This window comes from Neorhizobium galegae (assembly GCF_017877055.1).
GTDB classification, from domain to species: domain Bacteria; phylum Pseudomonadota; class Alphaproteobacteria; order Rhizobiales; family Rhizobiaceae; genus Neorhizobium; species Neorhizobium galegae_D.
Genome location: NZ_JAGIPG010000001.1, coordinates 663,373 through 680,605, shown reverse-complemented (window position 1 = coordinate 680,605; position 17,233 = coordinate 663,373). Strand labels below are relative to the sequence as shown.

Here is a 17,233-nt window from a genome sequence, read left to right as displayed (position 1 = left end):
AGCAAGAGAGATTACAGTAGTGAGAGGTAACACCTTTCACTACTGGGTTATTGCCGTGCCTACAGCTACTTCCATCAAACTCGATGACGAACTGAGGGAACGCATCCGGCAACTCGCCGAGGCGCGACGCCGCAGTGCGCACTGGATCATGCGGGAGGCCATCGAACAGTATGTCGAGAAGGAGGAAAGGCGCGAAGCATTCCATCAGGACGGCCAGCGCGCCTGGGAAGGTTATCGGCAGGACGGCCTGCATCTCACCTCCGAGGAAGCCGATGCGTGGCTTGCGAAGCTCGAAGCGGGTGAGGATGTGGATCCGCCGGCATGCCACACCTGATCTGGACGCCGCCTGCGCTTGATGACGTGAAACGCCTCTTCCGATTCCTTGCACCCAAAAATCCGGAAGCAGCCGCCCGCGCCGTGAAGACTGTTAGAGCCAGCGTCAATATTTTGGCCCGTCAGCCGAGCCTGGGTCGCCCGGTCGAAGATATGGAACCCGAATACCGCGAATGGCTTATTGATTTCGGAAACAGCGGCTATATCGCCCTTTATCGCTTTCAGGCCGATACGGTCGCCATCCTGGCGGTGCGGCACCAGAAGGAGGCGGGTTATTGACGGTATGTCTTCCGTCATCTTTCCGAAAGAGCGCGCGCATATAGGGCGGCGCGCTCTGAAGTTAACGGGTTTAAAATATTTTAGATGTTTTAAACGATTGAAATGAATTCAAACGTTTCAATAGCTTAAGGGTGGATTTCCCTTTAAAATAACTTCTGTTATCGGCGACTGACGACTTAGGGAGAATGAGCGCGTATCGCGCCAACTTAGGGACAGGAGTGTAGTATGGTGGACGCCAAGATGTTGAACAAGATGAGTTCTGCGCCCGGATTTATTGCGGCGCTGGATCAGAGCGGTGGTTCAACACCTGGAGCGTTGCGTCTTTATGGCGTGTCCGACACCGACTATCAGGGTGACGAGGAGATGTTCCGCCTGGTGCATGCCATGCGCGTCCGCATCATGAGCGCGCCCGCCTTTACGGGCGACAAGGTTATCGGCGCCATCCTCTTCGAGCGGACCATGGATGGCGATGTCGAGGGTCAGGCCGTTCCCTCCTATCTCTGGGAAAAGCGCGGCGTCGTACCCTTTCTCAAGGTCGACAAGGGCCTGAATGCCGAGGAAAACGGCGTACAGACGATGAAACCGATGCCCGAGCTGGACGCTCTCCTGATCCGCGGTCGCGAAAAGGGGATATTCGGGACCAAGATGCGGTCGGTCATTGCCCATGCCGACAAGGCCGGCATCGCGGCTGTCGTGGAGCAGCAGTTTCAGGTTGCCCGTCAAATCATCGGCCAGGGCCTCATGCCGATCGTCGAGCCGGAAGTCTCCATCAAGAGCCCGACGAAGGAGCAGGCTGAAGCGATTTTGCGCGACGAGATCGCACAGCAGCTCGACAAGCTTCCCGCAGGCGAGACCGTCATGCTCAAATTGACGATCCCGACGGTCGCCGATTTCTACGCCCCCCTGGTCGCCCACAAATCGGTTGTCCGCGTCGTCGCCCTTTCCGGTGGCTACAGCACAGCGGACGCCTGCGAAAAGCTCAGCCATAACCATGGCATGATCGCCAGTTTCTCGCGCGCTCTGGCGGAAAACCTCCGCGTCACGATGAGCGACACAGAGTTCAATGCGAGCCTTGCCAAAACGATCGATCAGATCTACGCCGCAAGCGTCACTAAATCCTGATGCGATCCTGATACCGGTTGTGGAGCATGTCCCCGTTCTCAGGAAACATGCGACCAAGGAAAGCTGGGAGAAGAATCTCGAAAGGGCCGCTTGAGGAGCGCCTTTTCAAGGAGGAGGAAGAAGGCCGCCCCGGAAACGGAGCGGCCTTTCTGTTTGCTGCGACCTTGAAGCGGACGTGAACCGAACGGGCAAAACAACGTTCATTGCATGATGGAGGTTGCCCATGACAGAAATTGAAGAAAAGGTCCGCAGGCTTTTCGATGAATATGGCCGGACCAGCAATGATGCCCTGAAGGACGCGGCATCGGTGAATGTCTCTGGCGTCGCAGCGTTCTTCGCCGCCTATTTCGTCGGCTCGACGCCGCAGGCAGTGTTCGGCGGAGCCAATGACGCGGCATTCCGGGACGTGATCCCACAGGGCTTTGCCCGGTATCGCGATGCCGGCGGCAAACGGATGGACATTACCGGCGTGAGGATCACCAGCCTCAACGACCTTCATGCGCTTGCCGAAGTCGGGTGGGATTTTTCCTACGTCAACAAGGCGGGCGAAGCCGGCAATGTCCGGTTCACCAACTTCTATCTGGTGACGATCGCCGACGGCGACCCCAGGATTTTCGCCTATATCACCGGCGACGAGGAGAAGGCGATGCAGGATCACGGTCTTGCCTGAGCCGATGCGCAGGCCGCTTTCATTCCCTTGATGACCGCTATCAAAAACATTGGCTGGTAATGGCCGCCGATGAGGCTTTTAAATCCGGCATCGCTTCCGGAGAATTTCACCATGCCGACCGCCGATTTCGTCACCGTCGATGTCTTCACGACCGAACGCTTTGCCGGCAATCCGCTCGCCGTGGTGCCGGATGCGCGGAACTTGACCGATCAGCAGATGCAGCGGATCGCAATCGAATTCGGTTACGCCGAAAGCACCTTCGTCCTGCCGCCGGAAAATCCGGAAAACAGCGCCCGGGTGCGCATCTTTACCCCGACAATGGAAATTCCCTTTGCCGGCCACCCCAATGTCGGCACCGCCTACGTGCTCGGTCAGCGGCGCGAACTGTTCGGCAAGCCGCTCGCCGATACGCTCCGATTCGAGGAGATCGCCGGTCTGGTGGAGATCAAGCTGCTGCGGGAGGCAGCCGGTGTGATCGGCGCTACGATCCGCGCTCCGAGACCGCTAGAGACCGGGGTCGAGATCGAACCAGGCCTCATCGCCGGCTGCGTTTCGATCGACGAGAAACACATCCGCACCACCACCCACAAACCGGTCTTCGCCTCGGTCGGACTCGCCTTCGCGATCACCGAACTCGATGACCTCGAGGCACTTGCCGCCGCCCGGCCGAATATCACGGTCTTCCACGAGGCAGCCGCAAAACATACCGGTCCCGAAGGTGACTTCCCCATCTTCCTTTATGTCCGGAGCCCGGAAAATCCGTTCGCCATAGGCGCCCGCATGTTTGCGCCGCTCGACAATGTCATGGAGGATCCGGCGACCGGCAGCGCCTCAGCCGCCCTCTCCGCCTTCCTGGTGACGCGTGCCCCGGAAATGGATGTCGAGGTCCACGTGACGATCGAACAGGGCGTCGAGATGGGACGCCGCAGCATCATCGACCTCGATGTGGTGAAGAAGGCCGGAACCGTGACCGACGTCACCATCACCGGCCGCTGCGTGCCCGTCATGCGCGGCTCTATCGACGTCTAGCGATAAATTACAGCGTGGTGAATTCGCGCAGGATCAACGCGGCGCTCCAGACCGCGAAGGCGACGATTGCCAGCTTCCAGAAATCCCCCCGGCGCCTCAAGCCCGGAAGATTGAGCGGCTTGATGACCTGCACCAGCATGGCGAAGATCAGAAGAACCGCGATCGTCTTTGTCATCTACGTTTTGCCGATCTCGTCCGCCACAGGCTGGACATTTTTGCGCTCCACCACAGATAGACGTGGAGGGGATTCGAGGAATAGCTAATCCGCTTCGCTTTCGTTAACGCCCGGTTCATCGGCATGCAACAATGCTTGTTTGCGGAGCCGTGATCGACCGCATTCTCGCAAAGAGCTGACAGTAGCAAAGATGAGACGAAACCTCCTTCCAATCCTCGCCCTCCTTTGCGGTACGCTTCTCCTTTTCCTTGGCAATGGCTTGCAGAGCCTGCTTCTGCCGGTGCGGGGCGCCCAGGAAGGTTATTCCAACGAAGTGCTCGGCCTGCTCGGCACCACCTGGGCCTCCGGCTTCGTCATCGGCTGCTTCGTGGCGCCGAACGTGGTGCGCCGCATCGGCCACGTACGTGCCTTTTCCGGCTTCCTGTCGCTGATCTGCCTGAACGTGCTTTTGACCGGGCTGCTGGTCGACCAGAACACCTGGCTGGTTCTGCGCGCCATCACCGGCTTCTGCACCGCCGGCACCTCGATGATCATCGAAAGCTGGCTCAACGAGCGCGCCACCAGCGAGAGCCGCGGAACCATCTTCTCGTTCTATATTTCGATCACCCTTTTTGGTGTCGTCGGCGGCCAGTTGATGGTGCCTTTCGCGGATATCGCGACGCCGACATTGTTCATGATCTGCGGCATCCTCTACAGCCTCGCAGCACTGCCGACGACCTTGTCCAAGGCCGCCTCGCCGCAGCCGCTGAAACGGGCGCGGCTCGATCTGCGCGCCCTGTTCCGCAATTCGCCGATCTCCTGCATCGGCATCCTCCTGATCGGCGTCGCCAACGGCGCCTATGGCACGCTCGGCGCGGTGTTCGGCACGCGCGCCGGCCTCGACCAGGGCGCGGTCGCGGCAATGGTCAGCATCACCATCTTTGCCGGCGCGATCATGCAGTTTCCGGCGGGCCGGCTGTCCGACCGGATGGACCGCCGCCATGTGCTGGCCGGCCTCTCGGCCGCAGCAGCGCTTGCGGGCCTGGCAATCCTGGTGATCCACCCGACCGGCAGCTATGAGATCGTCGTGCTGGTGGCGATCTATGGCGCCGCCGCCAACGCGCTCTATCCGATCGCGGTTGCCCACGCCAACGACTTCGCCGCGCCGGAGGATTTCGTCAAAGTCTCCGGCGGCCTGCTTCTGCTCTATGGTATCGGTACGATCATCGGACCGACGCTCGGTGGCCCGGTGATGAGCTGGGCCGGCCCGCATGCCCTGTTTGCGGTGACGGCGTGCGCGCATCTTCTGGTGACCGCCTATGCGATCATCCGCATCCGCCAGCGGGCGCCGATACCGGTCGCCGAGCGCGACGCCTACACGACGGCGTCAGGCGGCAGCTCCCAGCTTTCGACGCCGGAAAGCCTCTCGCTCGACCCGCGCTCCCGCACCGCCGATCCGGCACCGGATGTGAATGCCAAAGCAGATACGAATGCCAGACCAGATACGAATGCCAGAAAGGAGGCATCATGAGCTTTCTCGATGACGAACGGCCGAAGAAACCGAAGACCCACGAACTCGGCTGCGACCTCTCCATGCTCTCGGTCGACGAGCTCGAATCGCGAATCGATCTGCTGAGGCAGGAGATCACCCGGCTCGAGGCCGAGAAGGAGAAAAAGGCCGCAGGCCGGCGTGCGGCCGACAGTCTGTTCCGTTCCTGAACGTTGATTGACGCCAAGAATTCTAAGTATTTCCGCTTAGTTTTAAGACTATATTAATCATTAACGCAGAATATAGAGACGTTCAGGCTTCCTGGACTCAGACAGTTTCACCATTCGGCGAATGGTCTGATTTCTCCCTGTTTTACCTTGAGAGCCGCCTTTCCGCGGCTCTTCTTTTTAGGGCGGCACCGACCCGGCTCAGGCTCTTGGGCCTCGACACCGCCGTGGCGACGGTTTCAGCCGGCTTTTCCACAGAAACAAACTGTTGTATTGGACGCCAAAATACGTCTCATTTCAGGAACATGGGCGCTGTTTACCACTTCTTGTGGGTATTAACCTTTCCTTAAGAAACGTCTTGCGGATTTCCATTATAAGTATCATGTTCAGGTCAGTCAGAACGGCATGGGAACTTTTATCCGCCGTTGTCATTGCCTGAATGTGATTGCGTTGAGCAGGATGATTTCGATGTCCGAACAGGGATTGAATACCGTAAGTTTTGCAGGCCGTGCCGCTGCCTCTTCGCAGTTCAAGGCGCTCTACTCCGAAGGTATGTCGCTGGTCGAGGAGACCGCGAGCTATCTTGACGGTACGGGCCGCGCCGCTTCGAAGGTTCTGCCGCGCATGGCATCGGTTCTTTATGCGGCCGAGTCCATGCGGCTGACCACCCGCCTCATGCAGATGGCCTCCTGGCTGCTTCTGCAGCGCGCCGTCAACAATGGCGAGATGAGCCGCGAACAGGTCATGTCGGAAAAGAGCAAGGTCCGCCTCGACGGCTTCAACGTCGACCGCAATGCTCCGGGCTGGCTCGATCTGCCGGAGGGTTTCCGCGATCTCGTCGAACGTTCGCTACGCCTCCAGAACCGCGTCGCCATTCTCGACCGTGAGATCTATCGCCCGGCCGACCCTGCCGTGCTGCCGGACAACGAAAACAGCGTCCGCGCCCAGCTCAACCTGCTGCGCACCGCCTTCGGCAACTGATCTGACGCTCTGCCTAATCACAGCCGGTGCACATTTTGTGCCGGCTTTTTCGCGATCGCAGAAAGTTCTCCGCATACGCGGTAATCTCGTCCCTGTTCGTCAGTCGCGCCTTCTGGCCTGAGAAGCTTTCATAAAGCTTCAGATGACCCTCGAACGAATTCCAATTGTTCTTTCGGGCTCTGTATTCCGACACCCATTTGACCAGCCCGTCGAAGGACTCCTGGCTCTCGCCGCCCTGAATGCCGCGGCGCATGATATTCGCCACGCATTCCTCCTCACTCAGATCGAGCCAGATCAACGTCGTCGTCCTCGGCAGGGCGATATCGACGTAGAGGCCATAGACGCCTTCGATCAGCCAGGCCTCGCCCGCTGCCATCCTCCGCACATCCTCGTGCACGACCGCCCTGTCGCGTGCAATTCCGTAGCGGCCCGGCTCCCAATGCACGTCGTCGAGGTGGACGAGCGGCAGGCCAAGCGGCTCTGACAGCCTTAGCGCCAGCCAGGTCTTGCCGGACCCGCCATTCCCCATGATCACGATCCGCCGGAACGTGGTCATACGATCGGATTGCTCTTTCAAGGGCTCCTCCCCTGTCAAAAACACCGCAAACAAAAAAGCCCGGCTCTCGCCAGGCTCTCTTATTTCGTCCGCCAAGAAGCGTATTAGAGGCCGAGGCCGCCGAAACGCTTGTTGAACTTGGAAACGCGACCGCCACGGTCCAGCATCTGCTGGTTGCCGCCCGTCCAGGCCGGATGGGAGTTGGGGTCGATTTCCAGGTTCATGGTCGCGCCTTCCGAACCCCAGGTCGAGCGGGTTTCGTATTCGGTGCCGTCGGTCATGACCACTTTGATCACGTGGTAGTCGGGATGGATGCCAGCCTTCATGTCGATATTCCTGCGCTTGCGAGGTCCATTTGTCGCAATTGCGAGCGACAGGCCTCTTTAATAAATGAAGCCGCAGACCGGTCTGGTCACGGCTTCCCAATTCGATGCGGAGCCTATACAGGAAGGTCGCCGGAAGTACAAGTACCCGCAAGGCCGAGAATTGAGCCTTTCGAGCCTATGGAGATGACGTGGCAGACGCCCGAGAAAACCAGCCGAGAGGCAAAGCCTTAAGACCGCTCGCAAGGCTCCTTCCCTATCTTGCCCGTTATCGTTCGATGGTCGCCGCGGCGATCGTTTTCCTCGTCCTCGCCGCCGCAACCACGCTTGCTCTGCCGCTTGCCGTGCGCCGCATGGTCGACCACGGCTTTGCCTCTTCCGATGGCCATTTCATCAACAATTATTTCGGCATGCTGCTGGCGCTGGCCTCCTTGCTCGCCGTCGCCAGCGCCATGCGCTACTACTACGTCATCACCATCGGCGAGCGGGTCGTAGCCGACCTGCGCCGCGAGGTGTTCTCGCATGTCACATCGCTGTCGCCGTCCTTCTTCGATGTCAACCAGTCGGGCGAGATCGTCTCGCGACTGACGGCCGACACGACGCAGATCAAGTCCGCCTTCGGTTCCGCAGCCTCGCAGGCGTTACGCAACACCATCCTCTGTCTCGGTGCCATGGGCATGATGATCTATACCAGCCCGCGGTTGTCCGCGCTGGTGCTCGGCGCCATTCCGCTGATCGTCTTTCCGCTCGTCGGTTTCGGGCGCTCGGTCAGGAAACGCTCCCGCGCCGCCCAGGATACGCTTGCCCAGACCTCGGCCTTCGCATCCGAAGTCATCGGCGCCACCCGCACCGTCCAGGCCTTCGGCGGCGAGGCGACCGCCAACGGCCGCTACGGCAGCACCGTGGAAAGCGCCTATGACGCCGCCCGCGCCGCGATCAAGGCCCGCGCGCTGCTGACCGGTTTCGGCATCCTCCTCGTTTTCGGCAGCATCGTCGGAGTGCTGTGGTACGGCGCTCAGAGCGTGCTGGCCGGCACCATGACCGCCGGCACGCTCGGCCAGTTCGTGCTCTATTCGGTGATCGCCGCCAGCTCGCTCGGCCAGCTCTCGGAAGTCTGGGGCGAGCTTTCGTCAGCCGGCGGCGCCGCCGAGCGGCTGACCGAATTGCTGCACGAGGTCCCGGCGATTCGCGACGCCGAAAACCCGGTCGCGCTCCCATCTCCGCCGCGCGGCGAAGTCGAGTTCGAGACGGTCTCCTTCGCCTATCCCGCCCGCGTCAGCGCCATCACCCTGAACTCGCTGTCCTTCAAGGTGAAGTCCGGCGAGACGGTGGCGATCGTCGGCCCGTCTGGCGCCGGCAAGAGCACGATCTTCTCGCTGCTGCTGCGCTTCTATGATCCCTCCGCCGGCTCGGTGAAACTGGACGGCATCGACCTGCGCCAGGCAAGGCTTACCGACCTGCGCTCCCGCATGGCGATCGTGCCCCAGGACGTCACCATCTTCGCCGCCTCGATCCACGACAACATCGCCTTCAGCGCTCCCGACGCCAGCCGCGAGGCGGTCCGCGCCGCGGCGATAGCCGCCCAGGCCGACGAGTTCATCTCGAAGCTGGACAACGGCTACGACACCATGGCCGGCGAGCGCGGCATCACGCTTTCCGGCGGCCAGCGCCAGCGCATCGCGATTGCCCGTGCGATTCTCAAGGATGCCCCGGTCCTGCTGCTCGACGAGGCGACCTCCGCGCTCGATGCGGAAAGCGAAACGCTGGTCCAGAAGGCGCTCGACGGGCTGATGAGGAACCGCACCACGCTGGTCATCGCCCACCGGCTGGCGACCGTGCTGAAAGCCGACCGCATCCTGGTTCTGGAAGACGGGCGGATCGTCGAGGAAGGCACCCACCAGAGCCTGATCGCCGAAGGCGGCCTCTACGCCAAGCTCGCCCGCCTGCAGTTCCACGACATCGAACGGCAGAGCGCGACCGCGCTGTAATCCTTCACGCCAACGTGTTTCGCCTGGTCTAAACTGGACGTGAACCGGGCGCGCCGGATGCCTACCTACCGCATACCTGCTAGTATCGCAGATACCATTGCCGCCAGAAGCTCGAGGTCCATGAATTTCAGTCAACTGCCGCCCAGCCTCTCCCTCGATGATTGCCTGGACAAGATACAGTCCCGGACCTTTCGGTTCTTCTGGGATGGTGCCCATCCCGAATCGGGGCTGCCATTCGACAAGTGCTTCGTCTCCGGCGCCCCTTCCCCGAATATCGTATCGGTCAGCGGCGTCGGCTTCGGTGTCCTCGCCATTATCGTCGCCTCGGAACGCCAGTGGATCACCCGTTCGCAGGCACTGGCGCGCATATCGACCATCATCGATCGTCTGAGGCACTCACCAACTTTTCACGGGGCATTCGCGCATTTCATCGACGGGGAAACGAGCGACGTCATCCGCTTCTCCGGACGTGACGACGGCGGCGACCTCGTCGAAACGACGCTGCTGATGCAGGGTCTGATCTGCGCGCGGGAATATTTCGCTGGCGGGACCGCCCGGGAGGAGAAATTGCGCGCGGATATCACGCGATTGTTCGACGAGGTCGAATGGGACTGGTTTACCCGCGGCAAGGATGACGCTCTCTACTGGCACTGGAGCCCGAACTACGACTGGGCCATGAACCTGCCGATCCGCGGCTGGAACGAGGCCTTGTCCTGCTACGTCCTGGCGGCCGGTTCCGACACCCATTCGATCAAGCCGGAAAGTTATCATGCGGGCTGGGCGCGGTCGGGCGCCATGCTGAACGGCGAGACCTATCTCGGAACGAAGCTCCCGCTCGGCGAGCCTTTTGGCGGCCCGCTCTTCATCTCGCATTATTCGTTCTGCGCGCTGGATCCGCGGGGCCTGAGCGACCGCTATTGCGGCAACTACCAGGACCAGGCCGTGGCGCATACGCGCATCAACCACGACTATTGCATGACCGTGCCCGACTATGCGGATGCCGGGGTCTGGGGCCTCAGCGCATCCGACGGGCCGCAGGGTTACGGTGCCCACTCGCCGACCTATGATCGCGGCGTCATCGCGCCGACCGCGGCCCTGTCGAGCTTCCCTTTCCTGCCCGCCGAGGCGGAAAGCGCCATGCGCGCATTGCTTCAGTATGGCGATGGCAAACTGCTCGGCGCATTCGGCTTCGTCGACGCGTTCGTCCCGAAGACGGACTGGGTGGCCGGCACATATCTCGCGATCGACCAGGGCCCGATCATCGCGATGATCGAAAATTATCGATCCGGCCTGCTCTGGCGCCTGTTCATGAACGCGCCCGAGGTTCGTCGCGGCCTGGAGCGGTTGGGCTTCACGTCGGCCACCTATTCCATCGCGGCCGACACGCCTAATCCAGTCGCCTGAACGTCCACTTCACCACGTAGTCGCCGTTGCGCTTCATCTTGCTCCTAGTGCGCACTTCGACCGGTCCGCCGAGAGCGGCTTCGGCCTCTTCGAAGGCCTGGCGCGCCTCGGCGATCGCCTTGTGATAGACGCTGTTGTCGCGCTTGGGGCTTTCCGCGACCGCCTTCATAAGGGCGTCCATATCCGGCTTGTCTTCGGCCATCACTCAGTTCTTCCCGGCCGCCTGGGCTTTGCGGCCGTCAATGAATACGGACAATGCCAGGCTTACCGCTCGGTGAGCTTCAGCTCGATGCGGCGGTTCTGGGAGCGGGCATCGGGCGTATCCCCTTGCGCGATCGGCTGGAATTCGCCGAAGCCGGCAGCGACGAGACGGTTGGCCGGCACCCCCTTGGAGATCAGGTATTTGACCACCGAGGTAGCGCGGGCGGAAGAAAGCTCCCAGTTGTCGCGGTAGCGGCCAGAGCCGGAAAGCGGCGAGTTGTCCGTATGCCCGTCGACGCGCAGCACCCAGTTGATCTCGGCCGGGATTTCCTTGGCGAGATCGAGAAGGGCTGCGGCGAGCTTGTCCATCTCCACCCGGCCCGCCGGGTCGAGTTCGTTGCCGCCGACGGGGAAGAGCACTTCCGACTGGAACACGAAACGGTCGCCGACGATGCGAATGTTTTCGCGGTCCGAGAGGATCTCCCGCAGCCGGCCGAAGAAGTCGGAGCGGTAACGGTTCAGCTCCTGGACGCGCTGCGCCAGCGCCACGTTGAGGCGCCGGCCGAGATCGGAGATCTGCGCCTGCGAGGAAGCGTCCTTGGCTTCCGAGGCCTGCAGCGCCTGTTCGATGGCGGCGATCTGGGCACGCAGCGCGGCGATCTGCTGGTTGAGGAGCTCAACCTGGCTTGCGGCGCGGGCGCTCAGCTGCTGTTCCTGATTGAGCTGGTTGGTAAGGTCGCCGATGCGCGCATTGGCGGCGCTGCTGCTGCCGGTCCCCTGGCTCAGCAACTGCTGCAGGCGCGAGCGGTCGGCTTCCGCCGTGGCGAGCGAGGACTGCAGGTTGGCGAGCTGATCCTCGACATCCTGGGTATTGCCCTTTTCGAGCGCCAGCAGCTCCGTCAGTTCGGCGATCTGGCTGTTCAGCCGGTTCAGCACCTCGTCACGGCCGGTGATTTCGCGGCTGAGCAGGAACTGCGCCAGCACGAAGACCGTCAGCAGGAACATGATGGCGAGCAGCAGCGTGGAAAGCGCATCCACGAAACCCGGCCAATAGTCGACACCCCGCTCGCGACGGCGGTTCTTGCCGAGCGCCATCGCTTACTTCCCCCCGATCTTGTCGGAAAGCCGGTCGAGCGTGCGGCGCAGTGCCTTTGATTCTTCCTGCTGCGCCTCGATCCAGTCGCGCAGCATCTGCTGTTCGTTGCGCATGTTCTTGACCAGGCCCTGGATGCCTTCGGCAAGATTGGCCATGGCCGACAGCGACCGCTCGTTCTGGTGGGCATCGACCGGCCCCTTGGTCTGGGCCGAGGCGAGCGCGCGCAGCTGTTCGGTCAGCGCTCTGATATCCTCGGACGAACCGCTCGCGAGGGTCTCGGCGACGGCCGGCGGCATGTCCGATCCGAGATCGGTCACCGAAGACAGCCAGTTCTCGAGTTCCGTATAGAACCGGTTCTGGGCGCGGCCCGCCTGAAGGTCGAGGAAGCCAAGAATCAGCGAGCCGGAAAGGCCAAGCAGGGAGGAGGAGAACGCCGTGCCCATGCCGGCCAGCGGCTGGGCAAGGCCGCTCTTGATGGCGGCGAGCACATCGTTGGAACTGCCGGAATTCGGGTCGAGCGCCCCAATCACGTTGCTGATCGAGCCGATGGTCTGGATAAGGCCCCAGAACGTGCCGAGCAGGCCGAGAAAGACGAGCAGGCCGATGAGATACCGCGACGTGTCGCGTGATTCGTCGAGGCGCGTGCCGATCGTGTCGAGGATGGAACGGAAGGCATTGGTCGACAGCGCCATCTTGCGGCGGCTGCCGATCAGGGTGCGCATCGGCGCCAGCAGGCGCGGTTCGCGGCCAACCTTGTCGGCGCTGCCAGCGGCGCGGAAGGAATTGAACCAGCGCACTTCCGGCATCAGGGCGATCACCTGGTTGAAAACCAGGATCACGCCGATCAGGAGAACGCCGAGAATGAGGCCGTTCAGGCCGGGATTGGTCTGGAAGGCGTGGGCAGCCTGGCGGTAGAGGATGGAAGCGACGAAACCGACGATGATCAGGAAGATCAACATCGTCCATAAAAACGAGGCGGGATTGGAAAGTTTGTAGGCATAGCCGCCGCGATTCGTCTCAGACGCATCCAGATCGTCCACTGTCGCATTCGCCATAATATGCTTCGCCTCCGGTAGTCTGCCGCGCCGGAGGCTAGTTGAAAATTGCGACGAATTGAAGTGCAGAAGCTTAGGAAAACAGTCAGCTATTCAGTACTGGAGCTCTAAGCTGTGCGGTGGCGCAAAAATGCCTCAGCGGGTCGGAACGGGCCGGTTGACGACTTCGATCAGCGCCTTCTGAATGGGCTCGTTGCCGGCAACGACATTGCCGCTGCCGAAGATGTCGGTCGTGCCCTTCATGTCGGAGACGAAACCGCCCGCCTCGCGGATCAGGATCAGGCCGGCGGCCATGTCCCAGGGCATAAGGTCGGTTTCCCAGAAACCGTCGAGGCGGCCGGCAGCCACATAGGCAAGGTCGAGGGCGGCCGCGCCAAACCGGCGCATGCCGGCGACTTCACCCATCACGTGGCGCAGTTCGACCAGGAACTTGCCGTGATTGCCGCGGCCGAGATGCGGCATGCCGCAGCCGATCACGCAGTCGGACAGCACCCGGCGGGCAGCGACCCGGATGCGGCGGTCGTTCATGAAAGCGCCGCCGCCCTTTTCGGCAGTGAACAGCTCGTCCGTCGCCGGATTGAAAACGACGCCGGCAACCACTTCGCCGTTGCGCTCGAGCGCAATCGATACGGCGAACTGCGGGATGCCGTGCAGGAAGTTGGTGGTGCCGTCGAGCGGATCGACGATCCAGCGATGCGCGCCGTCGGTACCCTTCAGCTCTTCGCTTTCCTCGCCGACGAAACCATAGGTCGGACGCGATTTCAGCAGCTCGTCGCGGACGATCTTTTCCGCCTTCAGATCCGCCTGGGAGACGAAATCGCTCGGGCCCTTCACCGAAACCTGCAGGTTCTGCACCTCGCCGAAATCTCTGGAAAGCGACTTGCCTGCCTTGAGGGCAGCCTGAACCATGACGTTGAGAAGGGCGGAGCGGGCCATGCGGGAAATCCTTGGAGTTGTCCCGACTGTCGTCTGGACGGGACGGCGTTTTTTCAGTTTTTATTGATGGGCGGGTTCAAGACCACAAAACCGCGGGAAATTCAAGTCATGGCGCCGGCAGAGCGGCTATTCTCTCGGCCACGAAGCATCCGACGCTCAGCCCTGCAGCCAATCCGCGGCAAGTCCCGCGCCAACCGACATCAGCGTGGCCGACCACAGATGGATGGCAAAACTGCGAGTGCCGAAGATCACCGAGTAGACCGCCTTGATCACCATGTTGACGAGCACTCCGATGCCTATGGCGCGCACAGCAAGGTTTGCATCGAGTCCCGGCAGCATGCCCGCCACCGTGACGGTCGCGGCATCGACATCGGCAAGCGCGGAAAGCGCCGAGGCGGCAAGGAGACCGCGATCACCGAAATAGAGGGTCGCGGCACGGGCGAAAAATGCCACGGCGGCAAGCAGGACTGCCATCTTGGCAATCGCGGGAAGTTCGAACGGGTTGCCGGGAGAGCTTTCACTCACCGCAGCTTGCTTCCCGAAGGCAAGGAATGCGGCGTAACCCAGCATGACCAAAGCGCCGACGCAGAGCGGCAGCAGCAGGGCCGGCAGCAGGCTGGCCGCCAGCATCCCGATCAGGAAAGCGACCCGCAGGAGTGACACGGCACCAGCACTGATGGCGCCGGCGGCAAGCGACGTCGTGCTTGCACCTTCCCGGCTGCGCCTCGCAAACGTGATGGTCGTGCCGGTCGAGGAAACGAGACCGCCGATCCCGCCCGCGACCACGTCGCCTCGCGAGGTCCCGAGCAACCGAACCGCGATATAACCGGCAAAGGAGATGGAGGCGAGCGTGATGACCAGGAGGACGAGGCTTCGCGGCGAGATGCCGCCGAATGGACCGAACGGATCGGCCGGGATGATCGGCAGGAGCACGAAAGTCATGGCAAGCAGGATGACGGCGGAACGCAACTCCACCCATTGCATGCGGCGGATCGCCCCGTGCAGAAATTCGCGGCCTGCAAGGATCGAGACAAGCGTGGCTCCGGCCGCCGAAGCCAGCACCATGTCACCAATGACGGCCAGCAGGCCAAGACCGAACGTGAGGAGGGCGGTAATGACCGAGGTGGCGCTGAAGCTCTCCTCAGCGATCGCCTGGCGCAGCTCGAACAGGGTCAGGACGACCGTGACGGCGATCAGAAAACCGACGGTCACGATGCCCGGATAGGCCGATGCCGGAGCGAGGCTCCGCTCGATCAAGCCGGCAACGCCGCCGAGCATGCCGATCATCGTGAAGGTGCGGATGCCGGCTGCCCGAGCTCCCGGCGGTTCGTCCCGTTCGCGCCAGTGACGCTCCACGCCAACGGCGGCACCGATGGCGATCGCCAGCCCGACACGTGCGAAAAACTCGATCTGGTCCAATCCTGCCCCGCCCCCTCCAGGTCCCTGCAACCGCTTCAACGGATCGATTGCTCCGGCTTTGCCGAACCGGCTCCCGGCGCTTCGCTTTGGCTTAGCGCGTTCGGCGCTCAAATCGCTCCACTGGAGCGATTTGACGGCAAGCCGTCGCGCCTCACCCCCGCCGGAATTTATTCGCCGCGTCGATCGCCCGGCGCTGCTGATCCTCGTTGATCCCGAGATAGAAATCCTCAAGCTCCGGGTCTTGAAGGCCGGCCCGGCGCGACAGCACGTACCACTTGGCCGCTTCGACCGGATCAGGCCGAGTGCCGAGCGCGTTGATATAGAGATGGGCGAGCTTGTTCTGGGCCACCACATTGCCGCGATGGGCGGCGATCCGCAGCCATTCGAAACCCTTTTCGTAATTGCGGTCTCCCGCAACGCCGTTGACCAGCCACAGGCCCATGTCGAGCTGGGCGGTGTCGAAACCGGCGTCTGCGGCACGCTCCAGCCATTCGCGGGCCCGCGCCTTCTTGTCCGCCGGCAGGTCCTTCAGCGTCACATAGAGCTGCGCCACCGCATATTGGCTGTCGGCCACGCCCTGCCTTGCGGATTTTTCATAAAACGGCAAGGCCAGATGCAGGCCCTTGTCACCCGGATTTTCGGAGACCACGATCTGCGCCCAGTTAAACTGTGCCGAGGCATTGCCGGCTTCGGCGGCCCTGCGCATGAAATCGTCAGCCTTTGACTTGTCGCGCGGCACGTCGCGCCCGGTCATCAGCAGCAGCGCATATTGGAACATCGCGGCCGGATCGCCGCCCTCCGCCGCCTTCTGATACCAGAATGCCGCAGTCTTGGCATCGCGCTTGATGCCGAGCCCCTTGGTCATCATTTCCGCGACCAGCGTCTGCGCCGCCGCATCGCCGGCCCCGGCCCGGGTCAGCGCCTTGTCGAGCGCCGTCACGTACATTCCACGCTGGTATGCCCCGTAGGCATCGTCCACGGCGCCGGTATAGGCTTTTTCCGCCGGTGCCGGCGGCAGTGCCGCACCCATGCGCTGGTAAAGTTCAACGCCGCCCGAAGGAACGATGCCGCTCGGCTGGCCCTCGGGCTCCTTGGTGCCCTGCGCGGCGCCTGGTACCGGCTGGATCTCGACCCGGCCCTTTTTCATCGGCTGGAAACCGGGCTCCACCGGCCGGGTGACCGCTCTCGAATTCGCCTGCGCCAGCGCAAAGGAAGGCATTGCTGCCGAAGCGACGAGCGTCGCCAGCAGCCCTTTCAGAATCACGCGGGAAACTCGGTTCGACGGCATGGGCTTCATCAAGCCTCAAACCGTGGCGCTTTTTCGTCCAGAATTGCGTTGACTTCAGCGACCGCGGCGCCGGGGCCTTGAAGGCTGGAGAAGACCGCTCCCCTGAGCGCCACGAACTCCGCCCCGGTCTCCGCGACGGCAAGCGCCGACGACGGATCGGTACCGCCCATGACGATGCAGGGGATCTCGATCATCGAGGCCCACCATTCACCGAGCGCGAGGTTTTTCGGATGTGCTTCGGGCTTGATGTCGCCGTCGAGCTTGCCGAAGAAGATGTAGTCGGGGCGGAATTCGCCGATCGCCAGCGCCTGGTGCCGGTCAGCCGCCCCGCCGGTGCCGACGATCATCTTCGGCACGAATTTCTCGATCGTTTCCTCCAGCTCCGTCAGGTTCCCGCCGAGATGCAGGCCATCCGCCTTGATGCGGCCGGCCACCCGGCTGTCGCCGGAAATCAGCGCCGCAGCGCCCGCCGCCTGGATCAGTTCGACCAGCGCTTCCGCACGCTTCTGGAACGCCTGGTCGTCGAGCCCGTATTGCGGCACGATCACCGACGCGACGTCGCCGCCTGCAAGCGCTGCTTCGAGATCCTTGGCCTGCTGATCGGCATCGTCATAGTGCGGCACGATCAGCACGAGGCGGCAGCGGTCTTCCTGTCCGGTCATGTTTCTTCCCGTTCGGCGGAT

General features: G+C 62.2%; 20 protein-coding genes. 10 read left to right on the top strand and 10 right to left on the bottom strand.

What is annotated here, in order from left to right; all coding sequences use genetic code 11:
* The first annotated feature begins 55 nt into the window (after positions 1–55).
* From J2857_RS02990 to J2857_RS02970, 5 genes are all read left to right on the top strand, one after another.
* Positions 56–334: a CopG family ribbon-helix-helix protein gene (locus J2857_RS02990; RefSeq protein WP_210008474.1), complete on the top strand. Its 279-nt coding sequence runs from the start codon at positions 56–58 to the stop codon at positions 332–334.
* Positions 322–612 (top strand): type II toxin-antitoxin system RelE/ParE family toxin, encoded by a 291-nt coding sequence (locus J2857_RS02985; protein WP_210008473.1) that lies wholly within the window; start codon positions 322–324, stop codon positions 610–612. The genes J2857_RS02990 and J2857_RS02985 overlap by 13 nt, the downstream gene beginning before the upstream one ends.
* 225 nt (positions 613–837) lie before the next feature.
* On the top strand, positions 838–1,734 hold the full coding sequence (locus tag J2857_RS02980; protein ID WP_210008472.1) for a fructose bisphosphate aldolase: 897 nt from the start codon (positions 838–840) through the stop codon (positions 1,732–1,734).
* A 223-nt stretch (positions 1,735–1,957) separates the two neighbouring features.
* A complete protein-coding gene (locus J2857_RS02975; protein ID WP_210008471.1) occupies positions 1,958–2,404 on the top strand; it encodes a hypothetical protein in 447 nt (148 codons plus the stop codon).
* Between the two features lie 111 nt (positions 2,405–2,515).
* Positions 2,516–3,433 (top strand): PhzF family phenazine biosynthesis protein, encoded by a 918-nt coding sequence (locus tag J2857_RS02970; RefSeq protein WP_210008470.1) that lies wholly within the window; start codon positions 2,516–2,518, stop codon positions 3,431–3,433.
* A gap of 7 nt (positions 3,434–3,440) precedes the next feature.
* On the opposite strand, the gene J2857_RS02965 is transcribed toward J2857_RS02970, so the two are convergent.
* Positions 3,441–3,608 (bottom strand): hypothetical protein, encoded by a 168-nt coding sequence (locus J2857_RS02965; RefSeq protein ID WP_210008469.1) that lies wholly within the window; start codon positions 3,606–3,608, stop codon positions 3,441–3,443.
* Between the two features lie 190 nt (positions 3,609–3,798).
* Here J2857_RS02965 and J2857_RS02960 point away from each other — a divergent pair, with 190 nt between their 5' ends.
* The 3 genes from J2857_RS02960 to J2857_RS02950 all read left to right on the top strand — a co-directional run bounded on the left by J2857_RS02960 (position 3,799) and on the right by J2857_RS02950 (position 6,284).
* Positions 3,799–5,118, top strand: coding sequence for an MFS transporter (locus J2857_RS02960; RefSeq protein WP_210008468.1), 1,320 nt, complete (start codon positions 3,799–3,801; stop codon positions 5,116–5,118).
* The gene (locus J2857_RS02955; RefSeq protein ID WP_210008467.1) at positions 5,115–5,306 is read left to right on the top strand and encodes a DUF1192 domain-containing protein; all 192 of its coding nucleotides are present in this window, start codon (positions 5,115–5,117) and stop codon (positions 5,304–5,306) included. Before J2857_RS02960 ends, J2857_RS02955 begins: the two co-directional genes overlap by 4 nt.
* Before the next feature lie 465 nt (positions 5,307–5,771).
* Positions 5,772–6,284: a DUF1465 family protein gene (locus tag J2857_RS02950; RefSeq protein ID WP_037077074.1), complete on the top strand. Its 513-nt coding sequence runs from the start codon at positions 5,772–5,774 to the stop codon at positions 6,282–6,284.
* 13 nt (positions 6,285–6,297) lie between these two features.
* Here J2857_RS02950 and J2857_RS02945 read toward each other — a convergent pair whose 3' ends face one another.
* Together J2857_RS02945 and rpmE are read right to left on the bottom strand one after the other, a co-directional pair.
* On the bottom strand, positions 6,298–6,840 hold the full coding sequence (locus J2857_RS02945) for an AAA family ATPase (RefSeq protein ID WP_210010004.1): 543 nt from the start codon (positions 6,838–6,840) through the stop codon (positions 6,298–6,300).
* A 104-nt stretch (positions 6,841–6,944) separates the two neighbouring features.
* On the bottom strand, positions 6,945–7,166 hold the full coding sequence (gene rpmE / locus J2857_RS02940) for a 50S ribosomal protein L31 (protein WP_037077078.1): 222 nt from the start codon (positions 7,164–7,166) through the stop codon (positions 6,945–6,947).
* Between the two features lie 188 nt (positions 7,167–7,354).
* Here rpmE and J2857_RS02935 point away from each other — a divergent pair, with 188 nt between their 5' ends.
* Positions 7,355–9,151, top strand: coding sequence for an ABC transporter transmembrane domain-containing protein (locus J2857_RS02935; protein ID WP_210008466.1), 1,797 nt, complete (start codon positions 7,355–7,357; stop codon positions 9,149–9,151).
* A gap of 120 nt (positions 9,152–9,271) precedes the next feature.
* On the top strand, positions 9,272–10,555 hold the full coding sequence (locus J2857_RS02930; protein ID WP_210008465.1) for a glucoamylase family protein: 1,284 nt from the start codon (positions 9,272–9,274) through the stop codon (positions 10,553–10,555).
* Here J2857_RS02930 and J2857_RS02925 read toward each other — a convergent pair.
* The 7 genes from J2857_RS02925 to J2857_RS02895 all read right to left on the bottom strand — a co-directional run bounded on the left by J2857_RS02925 (position 10,539) and on the right by J2857_RS02895 (position 17,212).
* Positions 10,539–10,757, bottom strand: coding sequence for a hypothetical protein (locus J2857_RS02925; RefSeq protein WP_210008464.1), 219 nt, complete (start codon positions 10,755–10,757; stop codon positions 10,539–10,541). The genes J2857_RS02930 and J2857_RS02925 overlap by 17 nt on opposite strands.
* Before the next feature lie 62 nt (positions 10,758–10,819).
* Positions 10,820–11,851 (bottom strand): peptidoglycan -binding protein, encoded by a 1,032-nt coding sequence (locus J2857_RS02920; protein WP_210008463.1) that lies wholly within the window; start codon positions 11,849–11,851, stop codon positions 10,820–10,822.
* 3 nt (positions 11,852–11,854) lie between these two features.
* Positions 11,855–12,907 (bottom strand): flagellar motor protein MotA, encoded by a 1,053-nt coding sequence (locus J2857_RS02915; protein WP_210008462.1) that lies wholly within the window; start codon positions 12,905–12,907, stop codon positions 11,855–11,857.
* Positions 12,908–13,042: 135 nt separating this feature from the next.
* Positions 13,043–13,843 (bottom strand): inositol monophosphatase family protein, encoded by an 801-nt coding sequence (locus tag J2857_RS02910; protein ID WP_210008461.1) that lies wholly within the window; start codon positions 13,841–13,843, stop codon positions 13,043–13,045.
* Positions 13,844–13,999: 156 nt separating this feature from the next.
* On the bottom strand, positions 14,000–15,262 hold the full coding sequence (locus tag J2857_RS02905; RefSeq protein ID WP_210008460.1) for an MgtC/SapB family protein: 1,263 nt from the start codon (positions 15,260–15,262) through the stop codon (positions 14,000–14,002).
* Between the two features lie 151 nt (positions 15,263–15,413).
* Complete coding sequence (locus tag J2857_RS02900; RefSeq protein ID WP_210008459.1) at positions 15,414–16,559, bottom strand: tetratricopeptide repeat protein; 1,146 nt, start codon at positions 16,557–16,559, stop codon at positions 15,414–15,416.
* The gene (locus J2857_RS02895) at positions 16,559–17,212 is read right to left on the bottom strand and encodes a thiamine phosphate synthase (RefSeq protein ID WP_210008458.1); all 654 of its coding nucleotides are present in this window, start codon (positions 17,210–17,212) and stop codon (positions 16,559–16,561) included. Before J2857_RS02895 ends, J2857_RS02900 begins: the two co-directional genes overlap by 1 nt.
* Positions 17,213–17,233 lie beyond the last annotated feature (21 nt).

What these genes read in the sequence shown, in the direction of transcription:
- J2857_RS02960 (WP_210008468.1), top strand. Translation starts at nt 3,799, where the DNA reads ATGAGACGAAACCTCCTTCCAATCCTCGCCCTCCTTTGCGGTACGCTT.
- rpmE (WP_037077078.1), bottom strand. Translation starts at nt 7,166, where the DNA reads ATGAAGGCTGGCATCCATCCCGACTACCACGTGATCAAAGTGGTCATG.
- J2857_RS02965 (WP_210008469.1), bottom strand. Translation starts at nt 3,608, where the DNA reads ATGACAAAGACGATCGCGGTTCTTCTGATCTTCGCCATGCTGGTGCAG.
- J2857_RS02915 (WP_210008462.1), bottom strand. Translation starts at nt 12,907, where the DNA reads ATGGCGAATGCGACAGTGGACGATCTGGATGCGTCTGAGACGAATCGC.
- J2857_RS02970 (WP_210008470.1), top strand. Translation starts at nt 2,516, where the DNA reads ATGCCGACCGCCGATTTCGTCACCGTCGATGTCTTCACGACCGAACGC.
- J2857_RS02955 (WP_210008467.1), top strand. Translation starts at nt 5,115, where the DNA reads ATGAGCTTTCTCGATGACGAACGGCCGAAGAAACCGAAGACCCACGAA.
- J2857_RS02925 (WP_210008464.1), bottom strand. Translation starts at nt 10,757, where the DNA reads ATGGCCGAAGACAAGCCGGATATGGACGCCCTTATGAAGGCGGTCGCG.
- J2857_RS02900 (WP_210008459.1), bottom strand. Translation starts at nt 16,559, where the DNA reads ATGAAGCCCATGCCGTCGAACCGAGTTTCCCGCGTGATTCTGAAAGGG.
- J2857_RS02930 (WP_210008465.1), top strand. Translation starts at nt 9,272, where the DNA reads ATGAATTTCAGTCAACTGCCGCCCAGCCTCTCCCTCGATGATTGCCTG.
- J2857_RS02950 (WP_037077074.1), top strand. Translation starts at nt 5,772, where the DNA reads ATGTCCGAACAGGGATTGAATACCGTAAGTTTTGCAGGCCGTGCCGCT.
- J2857_RS02945 (WP_210010004.1), bottom strand. Translation starts at nt 6,840, where the DNA reads ATGACCACGTTCCGGCGGATCGTGATCATGGGGAATGGCGGGTCCGGC.
- J2857_RS02975 (WP_210008471.1), top strand. Translation starts at nt 1,958, where the DNA reads ATGACAGAAATTGAAGAAAAGGTCCGCAGGCTTTTCGATGAATATGGC.
- J2857_RS02910 (WP_210008461.1), bottom strand. Translation starts at nt 13,843, where the DNA reads ATGGCCCGCTCCGCCCTTCTCAACGTCATGGTTCAGGCTGCCCTCAAG.
- J2857_RS02985 (WP_210008473.1), top strand. Translation starts at nt 322, where the DNA reads ATGCCACACCTGATCTGGACGCCGCCTGCGCTTGATGACGTGAAACGC.
- J2857_RS02895 (WP_210008458.1), bottom strand. Translation starts at nt 17,212, where the DNA reads ATGACCGGACAGGAAGACCGCTGCCGCCTCGTGCTGATCGTGCCGCAC.
- J2857_RS02980 (WP_210008472.1), top strand. Translation starts at nt 838, where the DNA reads ATGGTGGACGCCAAGATGTTGAACAAGATGAGTTCTGCGCCCGGATTT.
- J2857_RS02920 (WP_210008463.1), bottom strand. Translation starts at nt 11,851, where the DNA reads ATGGCGCTCGGCAAGAACCGCCGTCGCGAGCGGGGTGTCGACTATTGG.